This window comes from Ensifer sp. MJa1 (assembly GCF_037026475.1).
Taxonomy (GTDB): Bacteria; Pseudomonadota; Alphaproteobacteria; order Rhizobiales; family Rhizobiaceae; genus Ensifer.
In genome coordinates, this window is record NZ_JAKUMO010000001.1 from 517128 (window position 1) to 539097 (window position 21970).

Genomic DNA, 21970 nt, shown 5'->3' on the forward strand with positions numbered 1-21970 from the left:
GCCGTGCGGCGGGCCTTGATGGCGGCGCCCTTCTCGCCTATCCAAGCGCATGCGCACGCCCTAAGTATAGTTTGGGGTATCTGCAATCGTTGCCGCCTTGCATTCGCCTCAATCGCAATGTCGAAGCTTGCGCTGTTTTAAGCCAGACGAGAAGAAATGGACGCCAAGAATACAACGCACCGCATCCGGCCCGCCGGTCCCGTCGAGAAGCAGACCGGCATTCGGCATCTCTTTGCCGCCGCAAGCTATTCGTTGGGTGGTGCGAAACGGCTGATCGGCGAAGCAGCCTTCCGTCACGAATTGATCGCCTTTGCCGTTGTGACAGTGGCCTTCATCGTCGTCGGCGCGAGCTTCTTCCAGTTTGTTGCGATGGCGATCCTCTTCCTGTTGATGATGGCCTTCGAGGCGATCAACACGGCGATCGAGGAGATTGTCGACCGCGTCTCTCCGGAAATTTCGGAAATGGGCAAGAACGCGAAGGACCTCGGCTCGTTCGCCTGCCTCTGCCTGATCATCGCCAATGCCGTCTATGCCGGCTACGTCGTGATCTTCAACGGCTTCCTGAACTGAGCGGCGCCGACGCCGGCGCCTTGATCCGATAGAGCACGTGCGGGCGCAGCGGATTGCCTTCGGGCACCGTGATGTCGTCGAAATCCTCCGCCGGATCCGATCTCATGCCCAGCTTCTCCATCAGCGCCCGTGAGGGATGGTTGATGCCAGAGGTGTAGCCGATGATTTCGACAAGGCCGAGCGTCTCCCAGCCATGATGAAGGCAGGCGCTGGCAGCCTCAAGCGCATATCCCTGTCGCCAATGGGGGCGGGCGAGGATCCAGCCGATTTCAACGTGGGGACCACCCGGGATTTCCTCACCGACGCGGGAAAGGCCAAGGCCGCCGATCAGCGCGCCATCGCTCTTGCGCTCGACGGCGACAAATCCAAAGCCGTGTTCGCTCAGGTGCCGATCGCAGTCGACGATCATGGCTTGTGTCTCGTCGGCTGTGAGGATCGCGGGGTAGTAGTAACGCCGGACCTCAGGATCGGCATTGGCGACGGCAAAGGGCGCAACGTCGCGCTCCTCCCACGGCCGAAGCCTGAGGCGCTCAGTCTCGATCAACATGGGTCAGGCAGCATGGATCAGGCAAAGCTCTTGCGGCGCCGGATCGGGGCCGGAACGTCTTCGACAGCCGGCAGGCTTTCGAGCACGCGGCGGGCGGGAAGGATGGCGATCGCCTCGGTGCCTTCCCGCAGCTTCGAGCGCAGGATGAACTCGCCATTGTGCTTGGCCAGGATGGCCTGGACGATCGGCAGGCCAAGGCCGGTGCCCTGTTCGGCACTCTTGATGGCGATCGAGCCCTGGCCGAAGGCTGAAAGCACGATCGGAATCTCGTCTTCGGGAATGCCCGGGCCGTTGTCCTTGATCGACAGATACTGTCCGCCACCGGCCGTCCAGCCGACCTTGAAGTTGACCTCGCCGCCGGTGTTGGTGAACTTCACCGCGTTCGACAGAAGATTGAGGATGACCTGGCGCATCGATTTTTCGTCGACCCAGACCGATGGCATGCCTTGCTCGAACTGCTGATGGATGGTGATGTTCTTGGCGCGGGCCTTCAGTTGCACCATGCCGATGCAATCCTCGGCGATATCGACGAGGCTGACGGCGTCTTCGTTGAGATCGTAGCGCCCGGCCTCGATGCGCGAGAGGTCGAGGATCTCGTTGATGAGGTTCAGGAGATGTTCGCCCGAGCGATGGATGTCGTTGGTGTATTCCTTGTAGGTCGGGTTGCTTAAGGGGCCCAGAACCTCCGTCGACATCACCTCGGAGAAACCGAGAATGGCGTTCAGCGGCGTGCGCAGTTCGTGCGACATGGATGCAAGGAAGCGCGACTTGGCGAGGTTGGCCTCTTCAGCCCGGCGGCGTGCTTCGTCCGACATCGACTTTGCCACCTCAAGCTCGGCGATCAGGTCGTCCTTTTCCGATTGCACCGAGAGGATATGGACATTGGCGCGGTTCATGCGGTCGGTCATCAGCACCAGGAACAGCAGCGACAGCGAGATGATGCCCGTGAGGCCGATATAGGTCGGGTCGCCGGTAACCACCGAGGCAAAGGCGAGGGCGGCGACAACAGGCGCAAAGGTGTAGAGCAGCGCATTGCGCAGCAGGATTGTGCCCATGGCTGTCGCGGCAAGGGCCACGAGCAGCACGGTGCCTTCAAAGAGGCTGAAGCGGATATTGCCGCAGGCTGCACAGTCCTGGGCAACAAAGGTTGCCCAGCAGAGGCCCATCAGCACCTGGCCGATCAGGAAGCGACGCCGCCAGACCCGGACTTTCTCGGCGATTACATCCTCCTTGCGCGCCTTGCGCGCCAGGAACAGCGTTACCGCATGGGCAGACAGGGTCATGACCGCCCACAGAATGATGCCGGGACTGCCGGAAAGATAGATGCCGACGGCGGCAATCAGCGTGACGATGATCGGTATGGCGATGGCGCCATGCAGGACGGAATCGATGTAGAGGTTGAGCATTTCGCGCTCGAAGCCCGACGGCACGGACGAGCCCGTTTGCAGCCGCTCGCGCGTCGCGCGAACCGTCCGCGAAACAGCCTTGTTTCGGTGGTTTCGCGACTTGTCGACGATGATCTTATCTGTCGATGTGCTGGCAGCGATACTCATGCTCTTATGCGAAGGTTAAGGTTTCGGGGCAGTCTAGTGAGCAATCCTTAAGAAGTTGCTGCCGCGTGTGAAGGATTCGACAACCATTGTGGCGCGACCGTGATTTGCGGACGGTCGCAGTGGCGGCGGCCGGCGCGCCTGTGTTATCAGAAGCGGTCGCCAACCTATTGGAAATATTTGCATGTGTGACCGTCCGGTCGAAAGGGCACAACCGTGAAGACGGGTCGGGCAAGGTATCGTTTCACCGGTGGACGTGGCGCGCGCGCTGCGGATCGATCTCGCCCAGCCGGTCGCGGCGGCATGGCCAGCGGTTGGATCATCCTGCTGTTGCTTGCGGTCGGCGCCTATTTTGCAGACAGGCTGCCGAGGGCCGAGCGGTCCGTGACGGGCGAGGCGCGCGGGATCGCGATGGCTGGCGATGGTGACAGCCTGCGGCTCGACGGCAAGCGCATCCGGATCGAAGGCATCGATGCGCCGGAACTTGACCAGACCTGCCGGCGGGGTGGTGCCGATTGGGATTGCGGCCGGCAGGCGCGGGATCGCCTGAGGACGCTCATTTCGTCAGGCGATACCCATTGCCGGCTGCACGGCCGGGATCGCTACGGTCGCGACCTTGCGACCTGCCAGGCGGGTGGGCGCGATATCGGGCGCGAAATGGTGCTCTCCGGCTATGCGGTCAGCTACGGTCTTTATGCGGCCGAGGAGGCGCGGGCCGAGAACGAACGCCGTGGGCTCTGGAGCGGTGAATTTGTAAGCCCGGGAGAGTGGCGCCGGACAAATGGACATCCCGACGAGACGCCGCATGTGATTGATGGCTGGCTGGAGACGATACGCCGCTGGCTGCTCGAACGCCTAACGGCACTCATTTCGAGCATCGGCGATGCGTGACGGCCGACAGTCGGATCTGGAGCGGTTGCGCGCCGAGATTGCCGCCTGCCGCGTCTGTCGCGACCGCCCCTTGCGCGGCGATGGTGACCGGCTGCCGCACGAACCGCGGCCGGTGGCGGTGATCTCGTCCTCGGCGCGGATCCTGATTGCCGGGCAGGCGCCCGGGCTTCGCGTCCATGAAAGCGGGCTGCCCTTTAACGATGCTTCCGGAGACCGGCTGCGCCAGTGGCTGACGGTCGACCGCGAGACATTCTACGACCCTGCCAAGTTCGCGATCGTGCCGATGGGGTTCTGTTTCCCCGGCTACGACGCCCATGGCGGCGACCTGCCGCCGCGGCGGGAATGTGCACCTTTGTGGCGTCAGCGGGTGATCGATCTGATGCCGCAGGTCGAGCTGGTGCTGGCGATCGGGCACTACGCGCAGCGCTGGCACATCGGCCCCGATTGTCCGAAGTCGATGACCGAGACGGTCCGCGGCTGGCGGCGCCATGTGTTGCGCAACGAGATGCCGGCAATCCTGCCGCTGCCACATCCGAGCTGGCGCAATACCGGCTGGCTCAAGCGAAATCCCTGGTTCGAAGCAGACGTACTGCCCTTTCTGCGTGAACGTGTAGCCGTGCTTACGGGCTGAAACAATTTTCTTTATCTTCATCGAATTCGCGCTATAGAGGGAAAAATAATTCGAGAGGGAGTTTCATGGATCGCCTAGACCGCAAGATCCTGCGCCTGTTGCAGGAAGATTCGACGCTGGCCGTTGCCGACCTTGCCAAGAAGGTCGGGCTGTCGACGACGCCGTGCTGGCGGCGCATCCAGAAGATGGAAGAGGACGGCGTCATCCGCCGCCGCGTGGCACTTCTCGATCCGGTGAAGATCAACACCAAGGTCACCGTATTCGTCTCCATCCGCACCAATTCGCATTCGATGGAGTGGCTGCGTCGGTTCTCGGAAGTGGTTGCAGAGTTCCCCGAAGTCGTGGAATTCTACCGCATGAGCGGCGACGTCGATTATCTGCTGCGTGTCGTGGTGCCGGACATCGCCGCCTATGACGCCTTCTACAAGCGCATGATCGCCAAGATCGAGATCCGCGACGTGTCCTCGGCCTTTGCCATGGAGCAGATCAAATACACCACCGAACTGCCGCTCGATTACATGGTGATCGACCAGGCGAAGTCCTCCGAGGACTGAGCACAAAAGGCGACGCGGCGAGGGCGGTTCACGCCCCCTGCAAATTCGCTCAACTGAGACCGAGCCGCGTCAGCACCTTGTCGCTTTCGAGCTCCCGAACCGCGTCCTTGCCCGTCCAGCGGGCGGCGCGGTTCGAACTTTCCGCAAGTCGCCTGGAAAGGGCGAGCGCCGGTGCGTGGCAGGCGGCGCTGTGTTTGCCGATCTGTCGGAGCGCCCAGTTGACCGCCTTCTTGACGAAGTTGCGTTCGTCGCCGGAATGTTGCTCGATCAGCGGCAGCCACGCGAGAAGGGTTGTGTCCGGCTCCTTCTTCAGGTGGACTGCGGCCGTGGCAATCATCGCAAAGGCGGTGCGGCGGACGAATTCGCGGCCGTCGGCGGCAAACTCCGGTATCAGCTCACGTTCGAAGCGGGCAGTGACGAAGAGGTCGGCGACGGTGTCGACCACTTCCCAGGAATTGCAGTCCTTGGCCCAATGGCGGGCTTCCTCCAGCGTCAATGTTTTCGGATCGGCCGTAAAGGCCGCAAGGATCCGCGCCTCGCGAACCCCTGTCTGCCAAAGTTCCAGCGCGCGAAGGTGATTGATCTTCACCAGGCGGGCCACGCGATGCAGTTCGACATTGGAGAGACCGAGGGCGGTTTCGGTGACGATGCCGAAACGCGCCATGCCGGCAAGATTGTCCTGCGATCCGAGGGATCGCAGGTGGCTCAGGATCTCTCGTGCGGACGAAGCCGGCCCGAGGCTCATTTTTCCAGGCGGGCGAGCAGCGAGGACGTATCCCAGCGGTTGCCGCCCATGTCCTGCACGTCACCATAGAACTGGTCGACGAGCGCCGTCACCGGCAGCTTGGCGCCGTTTCGGCGGGCTTCCGCAAGCACGATGTCGAGGTCCTTGCGCATCCAGTCGACGGCAAAGCCGAAATCATACTTGCCGGCGTTCATCGTCTTGTGGCGGTTTTCCATCTGCCAGGAACCGGCAGCGCCCTTGGAAATGACGTCGATGACCTTTTCGATGTCGAGCCCGGCCTTCTTGCCGAAGTGAATGCCTTCGGCGAGCCCCTGGACGAGGCCGGCAATGCAGATCTGGTTGATCATCTTGGTAATCTGGCCGGCACCGGCCGGACCCATCAGGCCGACCATGCGGGCATAGGCCTCGATGACAGGCTTGGCCCGGTCGAAGGCGGCTTCGTCGCCGCCACACATCACGGTCAGCACGCCGTTTTCGGCACCTGCCTGGCCGCCGGATACCGGGGCGTCGATGAAGTGGGCGTTGCGGGCCCTGGCCGCTTCATAGAGTTCGCGCGCGACTTCGGCTGATGCCGTGGTGTTGTCGATGAAGACGGCGTCGGCCTTCAGCGTTTCGAAGGCGCCATCCTTGCCGGTTGTTACCGAGCGCAGGTCGTCGTCATTGCCGACGCATGAGAAGACGAAATCGGCGCCATCGGCGGCTTGCGCAGGCGTGCGCGCCGCATGCCCACCGAATTCAGCCGCCCATTTCACGGCCTTGGCGAAGGTGCGGTTGTAGACCGTCAGTTCGTGTCCGCCGCGGACCTTGAGGTGGCCGGCCATGGGATACCCCATGACGCCGAGACCGATGAATGCGACCTTTGCCATTTTCAGAATGCTCCCATTGCTTTGGCTCTGGTGTAACTGATGGCGGGCGCAGGGAAAAGAGCGGTGTTTGGTGGCGACGAGCCACCGTCGATGGCGATTGTGCGCTCGCGATAGCGCCGGCCAGTAGACCGGCGCTTCGATCTCAAGCGCGCGCGCCGGCCCTACATTCCGATACATATCCAAGGTCGCCAAACACACCCTGTATACATTCAGCCGCTCTAATCCACGTCACGTTGGCTGCGAGGCTAAGTCGGACGCTACTTCCCAGCAACGCATCGTGCAGAGGCCCGGTTGTTCAAGCGCCGCATTCCAATCCGGAAAAGGTGTTTGTCAAAACGCGTGTATGGCGGGTCGTGCAAGGGAGCTCTAGCGTCCAAAGATCAACGAGGCAGGACCATGGACAAGGCTTTCTACATAGGCGTTCTTGCCGCACTGTTCGCGGCCTTTGCTTTTTCGCTCAACTTCGTCGTGCCGTTCATCATCGGAGACTACTCTACCTTCGACTTTGCTCTCGTCCGTCACGTGGTCTCGGCACTGGTCGGCGTCTGCGTTCTGTTTTCGGATCGAGGGGTGATGCGACACCTGACGCTGCTAAACTGGCTGTCTGCCATCTGGCTCGCCTTCATTGGCTACGTCGGCTACTTCCTGACGGTGACAGGCGCTGCCATCTTTGCCGGTCCGGTCATCGCACCCGCGTTTCTCGGGCTGGTACCAATCGTCCTGATGGTTGTCGGCAATCAAAGGCAGGGCTCGGTGCCATGGCAGTCCCTGATCGTGCCGCTCCTGTTGGTTCTGACCGGCCTTGTCTTCGTCAACGGCACAGCGTTCACGGCAGAGGGATTGGAAAGTGTCCGTTCTTTCTGGATCGGTGTTCCGCTGGCGCTCGCAGCGGTGGCGTTGTGGGTCTGGTTTGCGATTGCAAACCAGACGGCACTGGCCGCCCGACCTGACATGCCCTCTCATGTCTGGTCCGCTCTGATACTTATCGGCGGAGGTGTCTTGATGCTGGGCTTCTACCCGGCCGGTGCAGCGATGGGCTTCTTCCAGCTCCCAAAACTCGGTTTCGGGTGGCATGCCGCCGGCTCCCTCTACCTCTGGGGCGCGTCCTTCGCGCTGCTGGCAACGGTATGCGGAGTGTGGGCCTGGAATGTCGCCTCACGGAGCTTGCCCGTCGCATTGGCCGCGCAATTGATCGTGTCGGAAACGGCCTTTGGGGTCATTGGCGGCCTCATCGTCCATGCTCGATGGCCGACCGCGATGGAATCGGCAGGGATCGCAATCCTCATTGCCGGGGTCGTGCTGTCCGTCCGCATTTTTTACGGACAGCAGGTGGAGTTGCGCAGGACGGCACTGGCGCATCAGTAGTCGCCCGGCAACCACTCGCCGTTACTGCCCGATGCGGAAGGGCGCAACGCAGGATGCGCTCTCCATCTTCAGTGCCGGATCGCCTGCTCGTTTCCTGGCATCGGAGACGCGGGAGGCGCCTGCGATAGATCAGGGCTTGAAGCGCGCGACCACCAGATGGCCGGCGATCGGTTCGCCTTCTTCCATGCGCACGGTGATGTCGCCGACTTCGACGATCTCGAAGCCGGTGGCGGCCAGGCGGTTGCGCAGGTAGCTCTCGGCATGGGCGAAGCGCTGATGCGGGCCGACCATGAAGTCGCGGCCGGCAAAGGTTTCTGCAGGCAGCGTTTCGCTGGAAAAGATCAGCAGTCCACCGGGCACCAGGTTGTCGACGGCGCCAAAGAACAGCGCCTCCAGCGCGCCCATATAGGGAAGCACGTCGGTGGCGACGATCAGGTCGAAGGGCTCGTCGTCATTGTCGTCGAGATAGTCGACTGCTTCGGCGACATAGAGCGTCTCGTAGAGGTCTTTTTCATGGGCGATCTCGACCATGTTTTCCGACAGGTCGACGCCGGTAATGTCGTCGGCCATGTCACGCAGCGCGCCGCCGGTCAGGCCCGTGCCGCAGCCAAGATCGAGCACGCGGTCAAAGGGACCGAGCTCGAGTGCCTGCAGGCGCTGGCGCACGAGCAGCGGTACGCAATAGCCGAGCTGGTCGACAAGCACGTTGTCGAACACCTCGGCGTGTTGGTCGAAGAGGGTGGCGACATAGGCATCGGGCGCTTTCACCGGCGTTTCGCCGCGTCCCATCGACGCGAGCCGCACGGCGGCGCCGCCATGGTCCTCCGGGTCGAGCGCCAGCACTTCCTGATAGGCGTCGGCAGCCGCGTCGAAGTTTCCGGACTTTTCTAGCGAAAGAGCGCGGTTATAGGCTTCCGCCAGCGCTTCCTCGTCGATTTTCGTGCTCTTCTGGGTCATGCGCGCTTCTTACGTCCGAAGCCTGGCTTTGGCAATCGTCGTCGGTGTTCCTTTGCCGCCGGATATCCATCGATATCCGGAAAAGAGCCAGGATTTCATGCGCCCGTTGAGCGAAAAACGCCGTCCTGCGACGCCGTCGGGATTTATCGGCAGGAGGAAAGGAGTCATCATCCAAGCATAAGAAAAGACGGGAGGAATGCCGATGTCCGCCGAACTCGGTCCGTTGATCATCAGCGCGGAGATCAAGGAGGCGAAAGGCCCGCCCTTGCCGCAGTCGTCACAAGAACAGATCAATGCGATCGTTCACTACTATCGCGGCGAGATGGGGCGCATGGCCGGGTGGCGCGACCGCATCGACCGGACTTCAAACTGGGCGATCACCGTCGTTGCGGCCCTGCTTTCGGTATCGCTGTCGACGCCATCGTCGCATCACGGCGTGCTGCTTTTCGCCATGCTGCTGATCACGCTGCTGCTCCTGATCGAGGCCCGGCGCTACCGCTTCTTCGATGTCTACCGCGCCCGTGTGCGCCAGCTCGAACGCGGCTACTTCGCCCAGATTCTCGCACCCGACGGTGCGGCGAACCTCAACTGGGCCGCATCGATCGCCAAGAGCCTGCGCAAGCCAGCCTTCCTGATGAGCTACCGCGAAGCGCTCTGCCGGCGGCTGCAGCGCAATTATTGCTGGATGTACCTGATCCTTTTGCTGGCCTGGGCGCTGAAGATCTCTTCGCCGAAGATTTCCACCAACGGCGAGCCCTTCGGCCATGTTCGGTCCTGGGCCGACGTCGCCCAGCATGCAAGCCTCGGTCCCGTCCCAGGCTGGCCGGTGATCGTTGCTGTCGCGCTGTTCTATGGGCTGGTGGCCTATGGTTCACTGCACAGGGAGCCGAAGGAAGGGGAACTGGCGCACGGGGAGGTGCATGTTTGACGGTTTTGGCGCTGGGGCCAGATTTCTTCGCATCCAAGCAAATGGCAATCAAACGCTTGAGGCCATCGCTACACGCCGCCTAATGAGCGTCCTTTCGACGTCGTCAACGTCGGGCTGCCGCGTTCAATGCAGAATGAACTCGCCCTTCAGCGCCCGCCATTCGGTGGCCGAGATCAGCTTGCGGTGCACATAGCGCACCGAGTGCAGCGGGCCATCGAGTTTCTCTTCCCAGAATTTCAGGAAGCTGCGCATCTCCGGGAAGTCCGGCGCCAGGTCGTAGTGCTGCCAGATATAGGTCTGCAGGAAGGTCGGGTGATCCGGCATGTGGTAGAGGATCTGGGCCGTCGTCAGGCCGTAGCCCTTAAGCTGAAGTTCCATTTCGTTCGTCATCTGGACCTCACTTCTCGCAAAGGTGGTCTCTATGATGAAACGCTTGATTTATTAATCAAGTGCTAATATTAATTCGAAATGAAACTTTTGTGTGAAATAACAGAGGCTTAGCAGCACTGTTGCGGGAGTGCTGCTAAGCCTCTTCAGTTGAGCGCTTGGGGTTACCGCTTCAGGTGGCGGGTCAGCCTCGCTTCGAGCAAGTTCCAGATGTTACGCAGGATCTCGACCATGATCAGGTAGAGAATGGCTGCCCAGATATACATCTGGAAATCGAAGGTGCGCGAGAAGGCATAGCGGGTTTCGCCCATGAGGTCGAAGACGGTGACGATCGCGACAATCGCCGAGCCCTTGATCATCAGGATGATCTCGTTGCCATAGGGGCGCAGCGCCACGATCATCGCCTGCGGCAGGATGATCTTCCAGAAGGCGACACGCTCGGGCAGGCCGAGGGCGGCCGCACCTTCGCGCTGGCCGCGCGGGACGCTCTCGATCGCGCCGCGCAGGATTTCCGCCTGGTAGGCCGCGGTGTTGAGCGTGAAGGCGAAGATCGCGCAGTTCCAGGCTTCCCTGAAAAACCACCACAGGCCGACCGCTTCAAGCTGCGGACGGAAGCTGCCGAGGCCGTAATAGATCAGGAACAGCTGCGCCAGCAGTGGCGTGCCGCGGAAAAAGTAGACGTAGGCATAGGCAAGCCACGACAGGACCTTGTTTTTCGACATGCGCGCGAACGCAATCGGCAAGGACAGGATGGCGCCCATGACGATCGACAGGCCCACCAGCGTCAGCGTGACGCCGAGACCGTTGAGGAAGCGCGGTCCGTACCTGGCAAACTTCTCCGGATCCCAGCCGCCGACGACGGTCAGGAAGATGCCGACGCCGAGCGCCAGCCAGATGCCAAGCGCGACGCTGCCGACGAAGCGAGTGAGCGTATAGGGTTTCGGCGGAACCGGTGGCGGCGCCTGGGGCGGGATCATCGTTGCAACGGCGCTCATCGGCCCATCTCCGCACGTTTGGTTCGGCGTTCGATATAGGAGAACACGATCGACGAGAGCATCGCGAGGATCAGGAAGAGCACGCAGGCCACGCCGTAAAATTCGAAGGCTTGCTTGGTGACACGGGCAGCCACGCCGGTCTGACGGAGGATGTCGGTCAGGCCGACGACCGAGACTAGCGCGGTATCCTTGAGCAGCGCCATCCACAGATTGCCGAGACCGGGGAGCGCGATGCGCACGAGCTGCGGCAGGATGACGAGGCGCATGGTCCGGCCCCGGTGCAGACCGAGGGCGTCGCCGGCCTCGTATTGTCCGTGCGGAATGGCCTTGAACGCGGAAAGCAGCACTTCCGAGCAATAGGCGGAGAAGACGACACCAAGCGCGATCATGCCGGCAAAGAAGGCATTGATCTCGACAGGGCCTTCATAGCCAAGCGTTGCCAGCAACTGCTGCACCAGGATCTGCAGGCCGTAATAGACGATGAAGAGCGTCAGCAGCTCGGGCAGGCCGCGGAAGATCGTGGTGTAGATGTTGGAGGCGAGCCGGACGGTGCGCTCCTCGGATTGCTTGCCGAGCGCAATGAAGAAGCCGATCAGCAGGCCGACGGGCAGCGTGGCGATGGCAAGGCTCGCGGTAACGACGAAGCCGTGGGCGATGTCATCGCCCCATCCGGTGTCGCCGCAGGCCAGCAATGTGCCGGAGGCGAACCAGCGAAAGACCCCGACCGGGCCGCAGAATGGATCGATGATTGATCCGATCCAGGAGAGGATGGAATAGAAGCCGGCAAACAACCCGCTCATGTCAGAGATTTCCCCTTTGCGCTGTTTTTATGCGTATCGATCGCGCTTTTGTTTTAGGTTCTTGTCAAACAAAAACGGCGGAAGGGCAAGCCGTCCGCCGTTGCATTTTTCGCATCAACCGACGTTTTTCCGGCATGATTCACTAGGAAATCGCGCCGGAACCGGTCAATCAGCTCCCGTAAACGTCAAACGGGAAGTACTTTTCGTTGATTTCCTTGTACTTGCCGTTGGCGCGGATCGCCTCGATCGCCTTGTTGAACTTTTCGCGCAGCGCGTCGTCGCCCTTGCGAACAGCAATGCCGGCGCCATCGCCATTGATGACCGGGTCGATCGGCAGGGTGCCGAGCAGCTTGCAGCAGGCGCCGTCAGCGGTCTTCAGCCATTCGGAGAGAACGACGACGTCGTCGATGACGGCGTCGATGCGGCCGTTGGCGATGTCGAGCTTGTACTCGTCAGCGGTCGGATAGAGCTTGATTTCTGCACCCTTCATATGCGCTTCGGCATAGTTGGAGTGGGTGGTGGACCCTTGAGCGCCGAGAGCCTTGCCTTCAAGAGCGGCTGCCGTCGCCTCGGTGATCGGCGAATCCTTCGGCACGACGATTGCCGGCGGGGTGTTGTAGTACTTGTTGGTGAAGTCGACCTTTTCCTTGCGCTCGGCGGTGATCGACATGGATGCGATGATGGCGTCGAACTTCTTGGCGATCAGCGCCGGAATGATGCCGTCCCAGTCCTGCGTGACGAAGGTGCACTCGGCCTTCATTTCCGCGCACAATGCCTTGGCGATGTCGATGTCGAAGCCCGTCAGCGTGCCGTCCGCCTCAAGGTTGTTGAAGGGCGGGTAGGCGCCTTCGGTACCGATAACGACCTTTTCGCCGTCGGCCATGGCCGAGCCTGCCATGAGCACGAAAACGGCAGCCGATGCGGCGGCTGCCAGCCGCTTGGAAATACGCATGATAGTCCTCTCTGTTGGTCGACATCCGGTGTTTTTTTCTTCACGGATGCCAATTTCGGCCGGGGCGTTTGCCGCCGGTTGCGGCGATATTCGTACTCTTTTCCTGTAAAAATCAACAGGAAAGCGAAGGTGCCCACCGGGAAGCGCGATTCCACCGATGATTGTGCATTTCCCGGCCGATCGAACATGAATGGCGCGTTCAGCGGCGGTTAATCTTGGTTTGGCTAGCCGTTATGCGGGAACTGATGCTGCAGTCCGGCGTTGCGTCGGTGACGCGTTTTGCGGTCAACACAAAAAAGCCGGAACCTTGCATCAAGGCCCTTGCGAATTCGCGTTCGCGTTCGATTCCTCGGCGTCTCATCTGCCGGAGACAGGATGCGGACCAGGACCTCCCAGGAAGAGGAAGGAAGACTAATGTCGATTCGATCCAAACTTTTTGCGACCGTCGCGCTGCCAGTGCTGTCGGTGTCCGTTGCGGTGCCACCCGCCGTTGCCGACAGCCTGATGAAGCCGTTCGAGATTGCGCAGGAAGGCGGCGGTCAGTCCGACGAAGAGCTGCTGCTGCAAAAGCAGCGCGAGGCCGAGGAAGAGGCCGCCCGTCAGGCCGCCGAGCAGCAGAAGGCTGCCGAGGAGGAAGCTGCGCGTCAGGCGGCTGAACAGCAGAAGGCTGCCGAAGAGGAAGCTGCCCGCCAGGCTGCCGAACAGCAGAAGGCCGCTGAAGAAGAAGCCGCCCGCCAGGCTGCCGAACAACAGAAGGCCGCTGAAGAAGAAGCCGCCCGCCAGGCTGCCGAGCAGCAGAAGGCCGCTGAAGAGGAAGCTGCCCGCCAGGCGGCCGAACAGCAGAAGGCTGCTGAAGAACAGAAGGCTGCTGAAGAACAGAAGGCTGCCGAAGAGCAGAAGGCTGCCGAAGAGCAGAAGGCCGCTGAAGAGCAGAAGGCTGCCGAAGAGCAGAAGGCTGCCGAAGAGCAGAAGGCTGCTGAAGAGCAGAAGGCTGCTGAAGAGCAGAAGGCCGCTGAAGAGCAGAAGGCCGCTGAAGAGCAGAAGGCCGCCGAAGAGCAGAAGGCTGCCGAAGAGCAGAAGGCTGCCGAAGAACAGAAGGCGGCTGAAGAGCAGAAGGCTGCTGAAGAGCAGAAGGCTGCCGAAGAACAGAAGGCTGCCGAGCAGGCCCAGCCCGACGGCTGCGTCGTTCCGGAAGGTCAGGATGCATCGATCGCTTGCCCGCCACAAGGTGGCAGCACGGCCGAACAGCCAGTGACCACCGAGGAGCAAAAGGCCGGTGACCAAACAGCGCCTGCCGTAGAGCCCCAGCCGCAGACCGGCGAAGGTGAGCCGGTGCCCGGCGCCGAGCAGCCGCAGACCGGCGAAGGCCAGCCCGTGCCGGGTACGGAGCAGCCGGCAACGGCCGAGCAGCAGCCCACCGAACAGCAGCCCCAAGTACAGCAGCCGGTTCCGGAAGTCGTCGACACGCGCACCGAAGAAGAAAAGGTGAAGATCGCCGAAGATCCGGCCGCCACCGACGAGACCGTAGTCCTGCCGATCGAAAACGGTGCAGCCGTGCTCGACAGCGACAAGGACGCGGACAACACCGGCGGCAATCAGGCACGCGAGGAGCGCCAGAAACTGCGCGAAGAATTGCGTGCGCAGGAAGAAGATGTGGCGCCGCCGGCCGACGATGCCGCAGCCCAGGCTGCGATTGCAGCGGAAATCCCCGCCGACCTGCCGCAGAAGATCGAAGCGAACCTCAACGAGAAGGGCACCCGTGTCGAGGAAGTGCCGGTCTTTGCGGTTCCGGAGACGACCAATATCGTCAACAACACCGTCATCAACAACACGGTGATCAACAACAACACGACGGTCAACAACATCACCAACAACGTGACCGAAGTGAAGGTCGTTGAACAGGTCGACAACCGCGTCATCCTCGGCGTCGGCGACCAGATCTTCGTGCGTGGCGACGATCGTCCGCGCCTGCGTCACGATGCTGAAGAGACCTACTACGACCAGCTTCCGCGCGGTCGTACCCGCGAAACCATCCTGCGTCCGGGCGGCTACCGGATCGTCACCGTCTACAATCGTTATGGCGACATCCTTCAGCGCTCGCGGGTCGATCGTGACGGCAACGAGTACCTGATGATCTACGCGCCCGAGCGTGACGAAGGTCCGCGTCCTGCCATCATCGACGTCGGCTACGAACTGCCGCCGATGCGCCTGCGCATCCCCGTGCGTGACTACATCGCCGACGTTTCCGACGATCCGGACCGCGACTACTACGAGTTCCTCGCCGAACCGCCGGTGGAGCAGGTCGAGCGCGTCTACTCCATCGACGAGGTGCGCCACTCCGCCCGCCTGCGCGACAAGGTTCGTCGTATCGACCTCGACACGATCACCTTCCCGACCGGCAGTGCGGAAGTGTCGATGTCGCAGGCCAAGACCATGCGCAAGGTTGCAGCCGCCATGGAAAAGGTGCTGGCCAAGGATCCGGGTGAAACCTTCTTCATCGAAGGTCATACGGATGCCGTCGGTTCCGATCGCTCGAACCTGGTCCTGTCTGACCAGCGCGCTGAATCGGTTGCCTCCCTGCTGACCGAGGTTTACGGCATTCCCGCCGAAAACCTGGTGACCCAGGGCTACGGCGAACGCTTCCTCAAGGTTCGCACCGAGGACGCCGAGCAGCAGAACCGCCGCGTCACCATTCGCCGCGTCACGCCGCTGGTCCGCCCGGTCGCGCAGCGCTAAGAACTTCGCGCAGCGGTAAAGAAGTCGCGCAGGGCTCAAAAGTCGCCCGGGGCTGATCCAGCTTCGGGCAGGGCTGCCCGCCTCAATCCTGGAAACCCGCCTCGCAAAAGGCGGGTTTCTGTCGTTTGTAGAAGCTCCTCCCTCATTTCACTCCCCGGATTGCCATGAAAGCCTTTGCCCTGCCGTTTCTCGCCGTTGTCCTCCTAGCCCAGCAGGCCGTCGCCGCACCCGGACTTGTGGAGCCCGACCTGCGGTTGCCGGCCAATCCGGGTGGCAAAGGCAGCGCGCCGCGCGTCGCGCTGACGCTTGATGCCTGCAGCGGTGCGACGGACATGCGCATCCTCAGTACGCTGGTCGACAACCACATTCCGGCGACGATCTTCGTGACTGCGCGGTGGCTGAAGCGCAATGGTCTCGTGGTCGAGGTGATGAAGGCGCATCCTGATCTCTTCGAAATCGAGGATCATGGTGCCATGCACGTGCCGCCGATCGACGTGCAGGTCTCGGTCTACGGTCTTGCGGCGGCCGGTTCGCAAGCGGCGGTTGCCGCCGAAGTCGAGGGTGGCGCAACGGCGATCAAGGCGCAGGGCCTGCCGGCACCACGCTGGTTTCGCCGCGCGACTGCCAAATACACCCATTCGTCGATGAGAGAGATCCGTGCCATGGGCTATCGCATCGCCGGCTACTCGGTGAATGGCGACGGCGGCTCGCTGCTTGGCGCTGCCGTCGCAGAAAAGCGCATCCGCAACGCCAGGGACGGCGACGTCATCATCGCCCATATCAACCAGCCGACCCATTCCGCCGGCGCCGGCGTCGCCCGCGGCATTCTCGACCTCAAGGCGAAGGGCTACAGCTTCGTGCGCCTGAACGACATTCCGGACGAAATGACCGTCGGCGCGACGAATTGACCGCGAACGGCGGCTGAGCGGTAAAACATCTGGCCATTTCCGGACGCGCTTCGCTCGACCGGGGCGCGCGCTCGCGTCGCCACATCGGAACCCGATGGCGAATCAACCTTTCGTTGCTTAGCGTTCCGGTTGAACGGTTTGCCTCGGGAGGGCGGCTGAGCAAGGCTATGCCCAGGCTCAGTTCACCATGGGTACGCCTATGCTGCCGGTGGGATCGTGAAGAAGGACCTCGCTTTGGCGAAGCAATGGTATGAAAAGGCGGCCGCGCAAGGGTTTGCGCAGGCGCGCCAAGCGCTCGATGCGCTGCCGAAGGAGTGACCGCGATTCCGCGCCGCGTTCAGCGAGCGCCTTCCTTGCGCTGCAATCCAGTGACCTTCTCGACGAAATCGGCAATCGCCACGGTGTCATCCAGGTCGAAGATCGGAAGCGCGCTGTCGGCAACCGGGTGGTCGGCGGCGATCGCGCAGATGTAGGGATCGCCGGGAGCCAGCGGTTCGCGGTTTGCCGATTCCAGGCGACGGGCCTCGATCTTCGGGATCGGCTCGCGTTTATAGCCCTCGACGAGAACGAGATCGCACGGGGCGAGCCGGGCGAGGATATCCTCGAAGCTCGGCTCCGGCCCACCGCGCAGCTCATGCATGATCGCGAACCGGTTGTTGGAGACGATCGTCACCTCATGCGCGCCGGCCTCGCGGTGGCGGTAGCTGTCTGCACCGACCTTGTCGATGTCGAAATCATGGTGCGCGTGCTTGACGGTGGAGACGACAAAACCACGCCGCGTGAACTCGCTGACGAGGCGGACCATCAGCCCGGTTTTCCCAGAGTTCTTCCAGCCGGCGATGCCAAAGATCTTCATGGCGGTCATGCGTTGTCGTCCTTGAAATGGCTCAGCCATGTTTCTGCGTCTTTCAGATCATCCGGCGTGTTGACGTTGAAGAACGGATCGAATGCGCCCTTTGCCGTCGCGACAAGCGGAAAGTCGACGGTTACCGAGGGGTGGCGCTCGATGAAGGCGCGAACGCGACGCTTCGGATCGCTGGTCAGAAAGGTCTCCAGATCGTCCGCCAGTGCCAGCGGCCAGAGGGCAAACAGCGGGTGCATCTGGCCATTGGATGCCGCAACGGCAATCTGCTGACGCAGCGTCATTGCCCCGGCAAGGCGGGCCACGAGATCGGTCGGGAAAAACGGCGTGTCGGTTGGAACGACCAGGACATGAGATGACTCGGGTGACGTTGCGGCCACATGGCGCATGGCCGTGAGCACACCGGCGAGCGGCCCGAGATAGCCTGCAACCGTATCGGCAATGACCGGCAGCCCGGCTGGCACGCTATCGCCCGGTTCAGCATTGAGGTTGACGGCGATGCCTGTGACCTGCGGCTGAAGCCGTTCGACGACCCGCGACAGCATGGGACGGCCGCCAAGCGTGAGGAACGATTTCGGGCTTCCCATGCGACGCGACAATCCGCCGGCCAGGACGACGGCGGGCAGGGGCATGCCGATTGGCAGGGTAGTGGGGGCATCGATCATCGAGGGTTCCTATTCCAGCGGGCCGGTCAACGATCGCTGGGCGACGGCCTTCCGGCCGCGCCGGGTCTCGCGATAGAACGTATAGAGACCCGAGCCGATGATGACCGCAACCCCGACAAGCATCCATGCATCCGGCAATTCGGCAAAGAAGAAAATGCCGATCGCGATCGACCAGATCAGGCTGGTATACCGGAAAGGCGCGATGACCGAGATATCGCCGGCGCGCATTGCCAGCACGATCGTCTGGTAGCCGAGCATCAGGAGAACGCTGGCGGCGGCGATGTGGCTGAGTGTCGTCGTCGACATCGGTTGCCAGCCGCCCATCGGCACGATCAGCACGGCGCCGACGAGCGTGGTCACAAGCGAAGTCGACACGGTGATATAAAGCGACGGGACGTCATGGCCGATGCGGCGGGTACAGAGGTCGCGGGTGGCGGTGACGAAAACGCAGGCGACCACGGTCAGCGCTGCCGGGGTGAACCCTTCCGGGCCGGGCCGCAGAACGATCAGCACGCCGATAAAGCCGACGACGATCGCCGTCCAGCGCCGCCAGCCAACCGGTTCACCGAGAAACAGGGCGGCGCCGAGCGTGACGGCGAGCGGCAGCGCCTGCATGATCGCTGACGCATTGGCGAGCGGGATCTGGCCAAGCGCGGAGATATAGGTGATCGAGGCCAGCGCCTCCATGGCGATGCGCAGCAGGATGACCGGCTTCATCAAGGTGCCGAGCGGCCGGAAGGCGCGGAAATAGAGGGCGACCAGGACCACCATCAGCGTGGTCAGCAGGCCGCGCACGAAAATGATCTGCCCGACATTCATGGCGCCGGTCACCGATTTGACCAGGGCGTCGTTGCAGGAAAACGTGATCATCGCCAGGCACATGAACATAATGCCGCGAAAATTGGTGGAGGATTGCATGCGTGCTGTCCTGCGGCGCCGGGCAAGGGCCTTGGCCTGCCGACGAATGGGGAGGCGAATCCGGGGTGGATCTCGCTCAATGTTTAAGCATTGGCCGCCGGTTTGTGCAAATGGGAACGCATGCGGCGGGTGGTTTTCTTGCGTTTCAAGTAGAGCGATCCGGCGACACTGAAACCAACGCCCGAAAAAACTACCGCCTGCGGGTAAAACGACCGCTCACGCACTTGAGTTTATTCGCGGAATCTTAAGTTTCGCTGCCTATCGTCGCCTCAATTCCGCATCCATTCGCATGACGCGATCGGCGGGGTGGCCGGGTTGAACCCTTGCAGGGTGGCCATTCCGGAGGTGCTTGCCGAAGCCAGGGAGAGGCTACGGCGCACATAGACCGCTGCTTCCACAAAGCGAAGCCGCCGCGCGGGCCTGTTTCCCATAAGAATAGTTCGGGGTGCGCAATGTCTTTCATCGATCGCCTGCTGCAACGCCTGCGCATCGTCACAAAGGTTCTGCTGTTCGTGGTTCCGCTCGTGGCGCTGATTGCCGGCATTGGTCTCATTGGCTTTTTCACGGCCCGCACGCTCAACGGCCACATGACCGTGACGCGCGAAACCATCAATAACCTCTCGGATTTCCAGGCTTTGCGCAGCGCGCTGCAGGCCTTTGCCGATGCGCCGAGCGAGGATACGCGCGCCAGCCTGTCGAGCCAGATCGACGAGCAGGAAGGCGGCGTGAAGGCGCTCGACGGTCTTTTGACGCGTGATCAGGACAAGGCGGAGATCGCGTCAGTGCTCGCGCTCGGCGAGGCGATGCGTGCGCAGACGGACAAGCTCTGGGCCACCAAGGTGGAGCAGGACCAGGTGACGACCTCGCTTGAGGCAGCGCTCGCCGACATGACCGAACAGGGCAATGGCGCCTACAAGCAGATCGACATCATCCGCAAGGAATCCGGCGAGAAGGAAGCCTTCGCCAAGGCGCTGCTGTTTGATGCCGCCGCCTATCAGGGGCTGGCCGAGCGCATCAAGAAGTTCCGCCTGCCGGTGACGATGGCGGTCAATCCCGATGCCAAGGTCGATCAGGCCGGCAAGCTGCTGCCGCATCTCCTGAAGCAGATCGGCGAGGCCGAGAAGATCGCCTCGGAGAAGGTGCAGAAGCCCATTGCAGAGGTGAAGGAACAGGCGCTGAAGGTGCAGGCTATCCTTGCCGGATCCGAGGAAAACGAAGCGAAGAAGAATGCGCTTGTTCCGATCCTCAGCAAGTTCTCCAAGTACGAGGCGGACTTCGCCAAGCAGGCGGCAGCCAATTCGGACACGGCGGCCAAGCGTTTCGTCGGCATGGATGCCGAGATTTCGCAACTGAAGGCGCTGATCGCTCTGATGGGCGATACCTTCAAGGGGCTCGACAGCACGCGGCTGCACATCAGCGAACTGCACCGCAAGCTTGACGAGGAGAACCGCGAGCTCGTCCAGGCCGATCTCAAGGCGGTTCGCGAGACGTCGGGCAAGCTCGGCGAGCTCGGTGGCAAGAATGCCGCCCTTCGCGACCTGCCCGCCAAGCTCGGACCTTCGCTCGACAACATCGACAAGGGCACGGCGGCATTGATCGATGTCGGTGCGCGCTGGCAAGCAGCCAAGGCGGAAGCTTCGGCCCTGGTCGCCGGTGCCAGCACGACGCTTGAGAGCTTCGTCAGCAGCGCGCAGGAAGCCGGCAAGGCCGACAGCCAGCGTTCCGCCGATGTTTCGATCGTCGCCATGGTTGCCGGTACGCTGCTTGCGATCATCGGCGGCCTGATGCTGGTGGAGACGCTGCGCGGTCCGCTGAAGCGTGTCACCGAGACGATGACGCGCCTTGCCAATGGCGATCTCGACGTCGCAATCGAGGGCCGCAATCGCGGCGACGAGATCGGCGACATGGTGCGCTCGGTCGCCGTCTTCCGCGACAATGCCGTCGAGAATGTGCGCCTGGGCCGCGAGGCCGAAGCCGCACGGGCGCTTTCGGCCGAAGAGGAGGCGCGCCGCGCCGCCGAGCGCGCCCGGATCGAGGCCGAGCAGATGCACGCGCTGAACGCGCTGTCTGACGTCCTCGCGGCGCTTGCCGACGGCAATCTCGAGGAAGGCATGGCCGAGGACCTGCCGGCCGACTACGTGATCATGGCCCGCACCTACAACAATGCCGTCGAGGCGCTTCGAGCAACGCTTGCCGACGTGCGTGTCGTCACCGGCGAAATCACCGGCGGCACGGGCAATCTTGCGGCGTCCGCCGACGATCTCGCGCGCCGCACCGAGCAGCAGGCGGCCGCCCTTGAGGAAAGCTCGCGTGCGCTCAGGCAGTTGACGGACATCGTCCGCGCGACGGCCGAAAGTGCGCGCAAGACCACGGTTTCGGTCGGCGAGACCAATTCCTATGCCCAGCATTCCGGGCAGGTTGTTGCCAAGGCGATCGACGCCATGGCCGAGATCAACCGCTCCTCGGAAAAGATCGGCACGATCATCGGTGTCATCGACGAGATCGCCTTCCAGACCAACCTTCTGGCGCTGAACGCCGGCGTCGAGGCGGCGCGGGCAGGCGAGGCTGGACGCGGCTTTGCCGTGGTGGCGCAGGAAGTTCGCGAACTCGCCCAGCGCTGCGCCGGTGCTGCGCGCGAGATCAAGGGCCTGATCTCCGAAAGCTCGGCCCAGGTCAGAAGCGGTGTCGCGCTGGTGCAGGAGACCGGCAATGCGCTCACCGTCATCAACAGCCACATCACCACGATCCACGACCTCGTCAGCAATATCGAGGCTTCGGCGGCCGACCAGTATACCGGCCTCAACGAGGTCAATTCGGCCGTCCACGAGGTCGAGCTGATCACCCAGCAGAACGCCGCCATGGTCGAGGAGAACACCGCCGAGATCCACGGGCTGCGTCGCCAGGTGGAGGCGCTTAACGAGAAGATCGAACGGTTCCGGACCGGAACTGACGGTATCGGTGCACACGGGCACGGCCGCGTCGGCTACGCGGCCTGAGGAACGAACTGTGATGGGGGGCATGTTCTCCGCCCCCTGTCGCCTTTGACGTCGCCCCTTGCTCCAACCCTCTCCCGGCTGGCGGGGAGAGGGAACGCGCCCCGCGGTTTGACATGCATTACGCGATAGCCGCAAAGCCCAAATCGC

General features: G+C 62.4%; 21 protein-coding genes and 1 pseudogene. 10 read left to right on the plus strand and 12 right to left on the minus strand.

Features of this window, described 5'->3' with window-relative positions:
- Nucleotides 1-156 precede the first annotated feature (156 nt).
- Nucleotides 157-570 carry a diacylglycerol kinase gene (locus tag MKZ91_RS02655; protein ID WP_336167673.1) on the plus strand — a complete coding sequence of 138 codons (414 nt, stop codon included), beginning with the start codon at nt 157-159 and terminating at the stop codon, nt 568-570.
- Here MKZ91_RS02655 and MKZ91_RS02660 read toward each other — a convergent pair.
- Both MKZ91_RS02660 and MKZ91_RS02665 read right to left on the minus strand, forming a co-directional pair.
- Nucleotides 551-1117 (minus strand): GNAT family N-acetyltransferase, encoded by a 567-nt coding sequence (locus tag MKZ91_RS02660; RefSeq protein ID WP_336167676.1) that lies wholly within the window; start codon nt 1115-1117, stop codon nt 551-553. The genes MKZ91_RS02655 and MKZ91_RS02660 overlap by 20 nt on opposite strands.
- A 17-nt stretch (nt 1118-1134) precedes the next feature.
- Complete coding sequence (locus tag MKZ91_RS02665; RefSeq protein ID WP_336167678.1) at nt 1135-2670, minus strand: sensor histidine kinase; 1536 nt, start codon at nt 2668-2670, stop codon at nt 1135-1137.
- Between the two features lie 300 nt (nt 2671-2970).
- Between MKZ91_RS02665 and MKZ91_RS02670 the strand changes: the two genes are divergently transcribed.
- The 3 genes from MKZ91_RS02670 to MKZ91_RS02680 all read left to right on the plus strand — a co-directional run bounded on the left by MKZ91_RS02670 (nt 2971) and on the right by MKZ91_RS02680 (nt 4743).
- Complete coding sequence (locus MKZ91_RS02670; RefSeq protein WP_442892179.1) at nt 2971-3558, plus strand: thermonuclease family protein; 588 nt, start codon at nt 2971-2973, stop codon at nt 3556-3558.
- The gene (locus tag MKZ91_RS02675; protein ID WP_336167681.1) at nt 3551-4189 is read left to right on the plus strand and encodes a uracil-DNA glycosylase family protein; all 639 of its coding nucleotides are present in this window, start codon (nt 3551-3553) and stop codon (nt 4187-4189) included. The genes MKZ91_RS02670 and MKZ91_RS02675 overlap by 8 nt, the downstream gene beginning before the upstream one ends.
- Before the next feature lie 65 nt (nt 4190-4254).
- Nucleotides 4255-4743, plus strand: coding sequence for an Lrp/AsnC family transcriptional regulator (locus tag MKZ91_RS02680; protein WP_336167682.1), 489 nt, complete (start codon nt 4255-4257; stop codon nt 4741-4743).
- Nucleotides 4744-4792: 49 nt separating this feature from the next.
- On the opposite strand, the gene MKZ91_RS02685 is transcribed toward MKZ91_RS02680, so the two are convergent.
- Nucleotides 4793-5488: a DNA alkylation repair protein gene (locus MKZ91_RS02685; RefSeq protein WP_336167683.1), complete on the minus strand. Its 696-nt coding sequence runs from the start codon at nt 5486-5488 to the stop codon at nt 4793-4795.
- Complete coding sequence (locus MKZ91_RS02690) at nt 5485-6531, minus strand: NAD(P)-dependent oxidoreductase (RefSeq protein WP_336167685.1); 1047 nt, start codon at nt 6529-6531, stop codon at nt 5485-5487. The genes MKZ91_RS02685 and MKZ91_RS02690 overlap by 4 nt, the downstream gene beginning before the upstream one ends.
- Before the next feature lie 219 nt (nt 6532-6750).
- Here MKZ91_RS02690 and MKZ91_RS02695 point away from each other — a divergent pair, with 219 nt between their 5' ends.
- Entirely contained in the window at nt 6751-7719 is a 969-nt protein-coding gene (locus tag MKZ91_RS02695) for a DMT family transporter (RefSeq protein WP_336167774.1), read from the plus strand.
- A 129-nt stretch (nt 7720-7848) separates the two neighbouring features.
- Here the strand turns inward: MKZ91_RS02695 and MKZ91_RS02700 are convergent, their stop codons facing one another.
- A complete protein-coding gene (locus MKZ91_RS02700; protein WP_336167687.1) occupies nt 7849-8676 on the minus strand; it encodes a class I SAM-dependent methyltransferase in 828 nt (275 codons plus the stop codon).
- Between the two features lie 202 nt (nt 8677-8878).
- Here MKZ91_RS02700 and MKZ91_RS02705 point away from each other — a divergent pair, with 202 nt between their 5' ends.
- Nucleotides 8879-9604: a DUF2270 domain-containing protein gene (locus MKZ91_RS02705; RefSeq protein WP_336167690.1), complete on the plus strand. Its 726-nt coding sequence runs from the start codon at nt 8879-8881 to the stop codon at nt 9602-9604.
- Between the two features lie 123 nt (nt 9605-9727).
- Here MKZ91_RS02705 and MKZ91_RS02710 read toward each other — a convergent pair whose 3' ends face one another.
- The 4 genes from MKZ91_RS02710 to MKZ91_RS02725 form a co-directional block, all read right to left on the minus strand.
- On the minus strand, nt 9728-9994 hold the full coding sequence (locus MKZ91_RS02710) for an usg protein (protein WP_336167692.1): 267 nt from the start codon (nt 9992-9994) through the stop codon (nt 9728-9730).
- 161 nt (nt 9995-10155) lie between these two features.
- The gene (locus tag MKZ91_RS02715) at nt 10156-10986 is read right to left on the minus strand and encodes an ABC transporter permease (protein WP_336167694.1); all 831 of its coding nucleotides are present in this window, start codon (nt 10984-10986) and stop codon (nt 10156-10158) included.
- Nucleotides 10983-11786 carry an ABC transporter permease gene (locus MKZ91_RS02720; protein WP_336167696.1) on the minus strand — a complete coding sequence of 268 codons (804 nt, stop codon included), beginning with the start codon at nt 11784-11786 and terminating at the stop codon, nt 10983-10985. Before MKZ91_RS02720 ends, MKZ91_RS02715 begins: the two co-directional genes overlap by 4 nt.
- A gap of 169 nt (nt 11787-11955) precedes the next feature.
- Nucleotides 11956-12738, minus strand: a complete 783-nt coding sequence (locus MKZ91_RS02725; RefSeq protein ID WP_336167698.1) for an ABC transporter substrate-binding protein — start codon at nt 12736-12738, stop codon at nt 11956-11958.
- A gap of 414 nt (nt 12739-13152) precedes the next feature.
- On the opposite strand from MKZ91_RS02725, the gene MKZ91_RS02730 reads away from it, so the two are divergent.
- The 3 genes and pseudogenes from MKZ91_RS02730 to MKZ91_RS02740 all read left to right on the plus strand — a co-directional run.
- Nucleotides 13153-15474 carry an OmpA family protein gene (locus MKZ91_RS02730; RefSeq protein ID WP_336167700.1) on the plus strand — a complete coding sequence of 774 codons (2322 nt, stop codon included), beginning with the start codon at nt 13153-13155 and terminating at the stop codon, nt 15472-15474.
- 164 nt (nt 15475-15638) lie between these two features.
- Nucleotides 15639-16382, plus strand: a complete 744-nt coding sequence (locus tag MKZ91_RS02735; RefSeq protein WP_336167702.1) for a polysaccharide deacetylase family protein — start codon at nt 15639-15641, stop codon at nt 16380-16382.
- Between the two features lie 201 nt (nt 16383-16583).
- Nucleotides 16584-16700: pseudogene (locus MKZ91_RS02740) on the plus strand (hypothetical protein); the annotation flags it as partial.
- A 19-nt stretch (nt 16701-16719) separates the two neighbouring features.
- Here the strand turns inward: MKZ91_RS02740 and mobB are convergent.
- From mobB to MKZ91_RS02755, 3 genes are read right to left on the minus strand one after another with little or no spacing between them, the layout of a single operon-like run.
- Nucleotides 16720-17247, minus strand: a complete 528-nt coding sequence (gene mobB, locus MKZ91_RS02745) for a molybdopterin-guanine dinucleotide biosynthesis protein B (protein WP_336167704.1) — start codon at nt 17245-17247, stop codon at nt 16720-16722.
- A complete protein-coding gene (gene mobA, locus MKZ91_RS02750) occupies nt 17244-17909 on the minus strand; it encodes a molybdenum cofactor guanylyltransferase MobA (RefSeq protein ID WP_336167706.1) in 666 nt (221 codons plus the stop codon). The genes mobB and mobA overlap by 4 nt, the downstream gene beginning before the upstream one ends.
- A 9-nt stretch (nt 17910-17918) precedes the next feature.
- Complete coding sequence (locus MKZ91_RS02755; RefSeq protein ID WP_336167708.1) at nt 17919-18827, minus strand: DMT family transporter; 909 nt, start codon at nt 18825-18827, stop codon at nt 17919-17921.
- A gap of 452 nt (nt 18828-19279) precedes the next feature.
- Between MKZ91_RS02755 and MKZ91_RS02760 the strand changes: the two genes are divergently transcribed.
- Nucleotides 19280-21823, plus strand: a complete 2544-nt coding sequence (locus MKZ91_RS02760; protein ID WP_336167710.1) for a methyl-accepting chemotaxis protein — start codon at nt 19280-19282, stop codon at nt 21821-21823.
- Nucleotides 21824-21970: the final 147 nt, after the last annotated feature.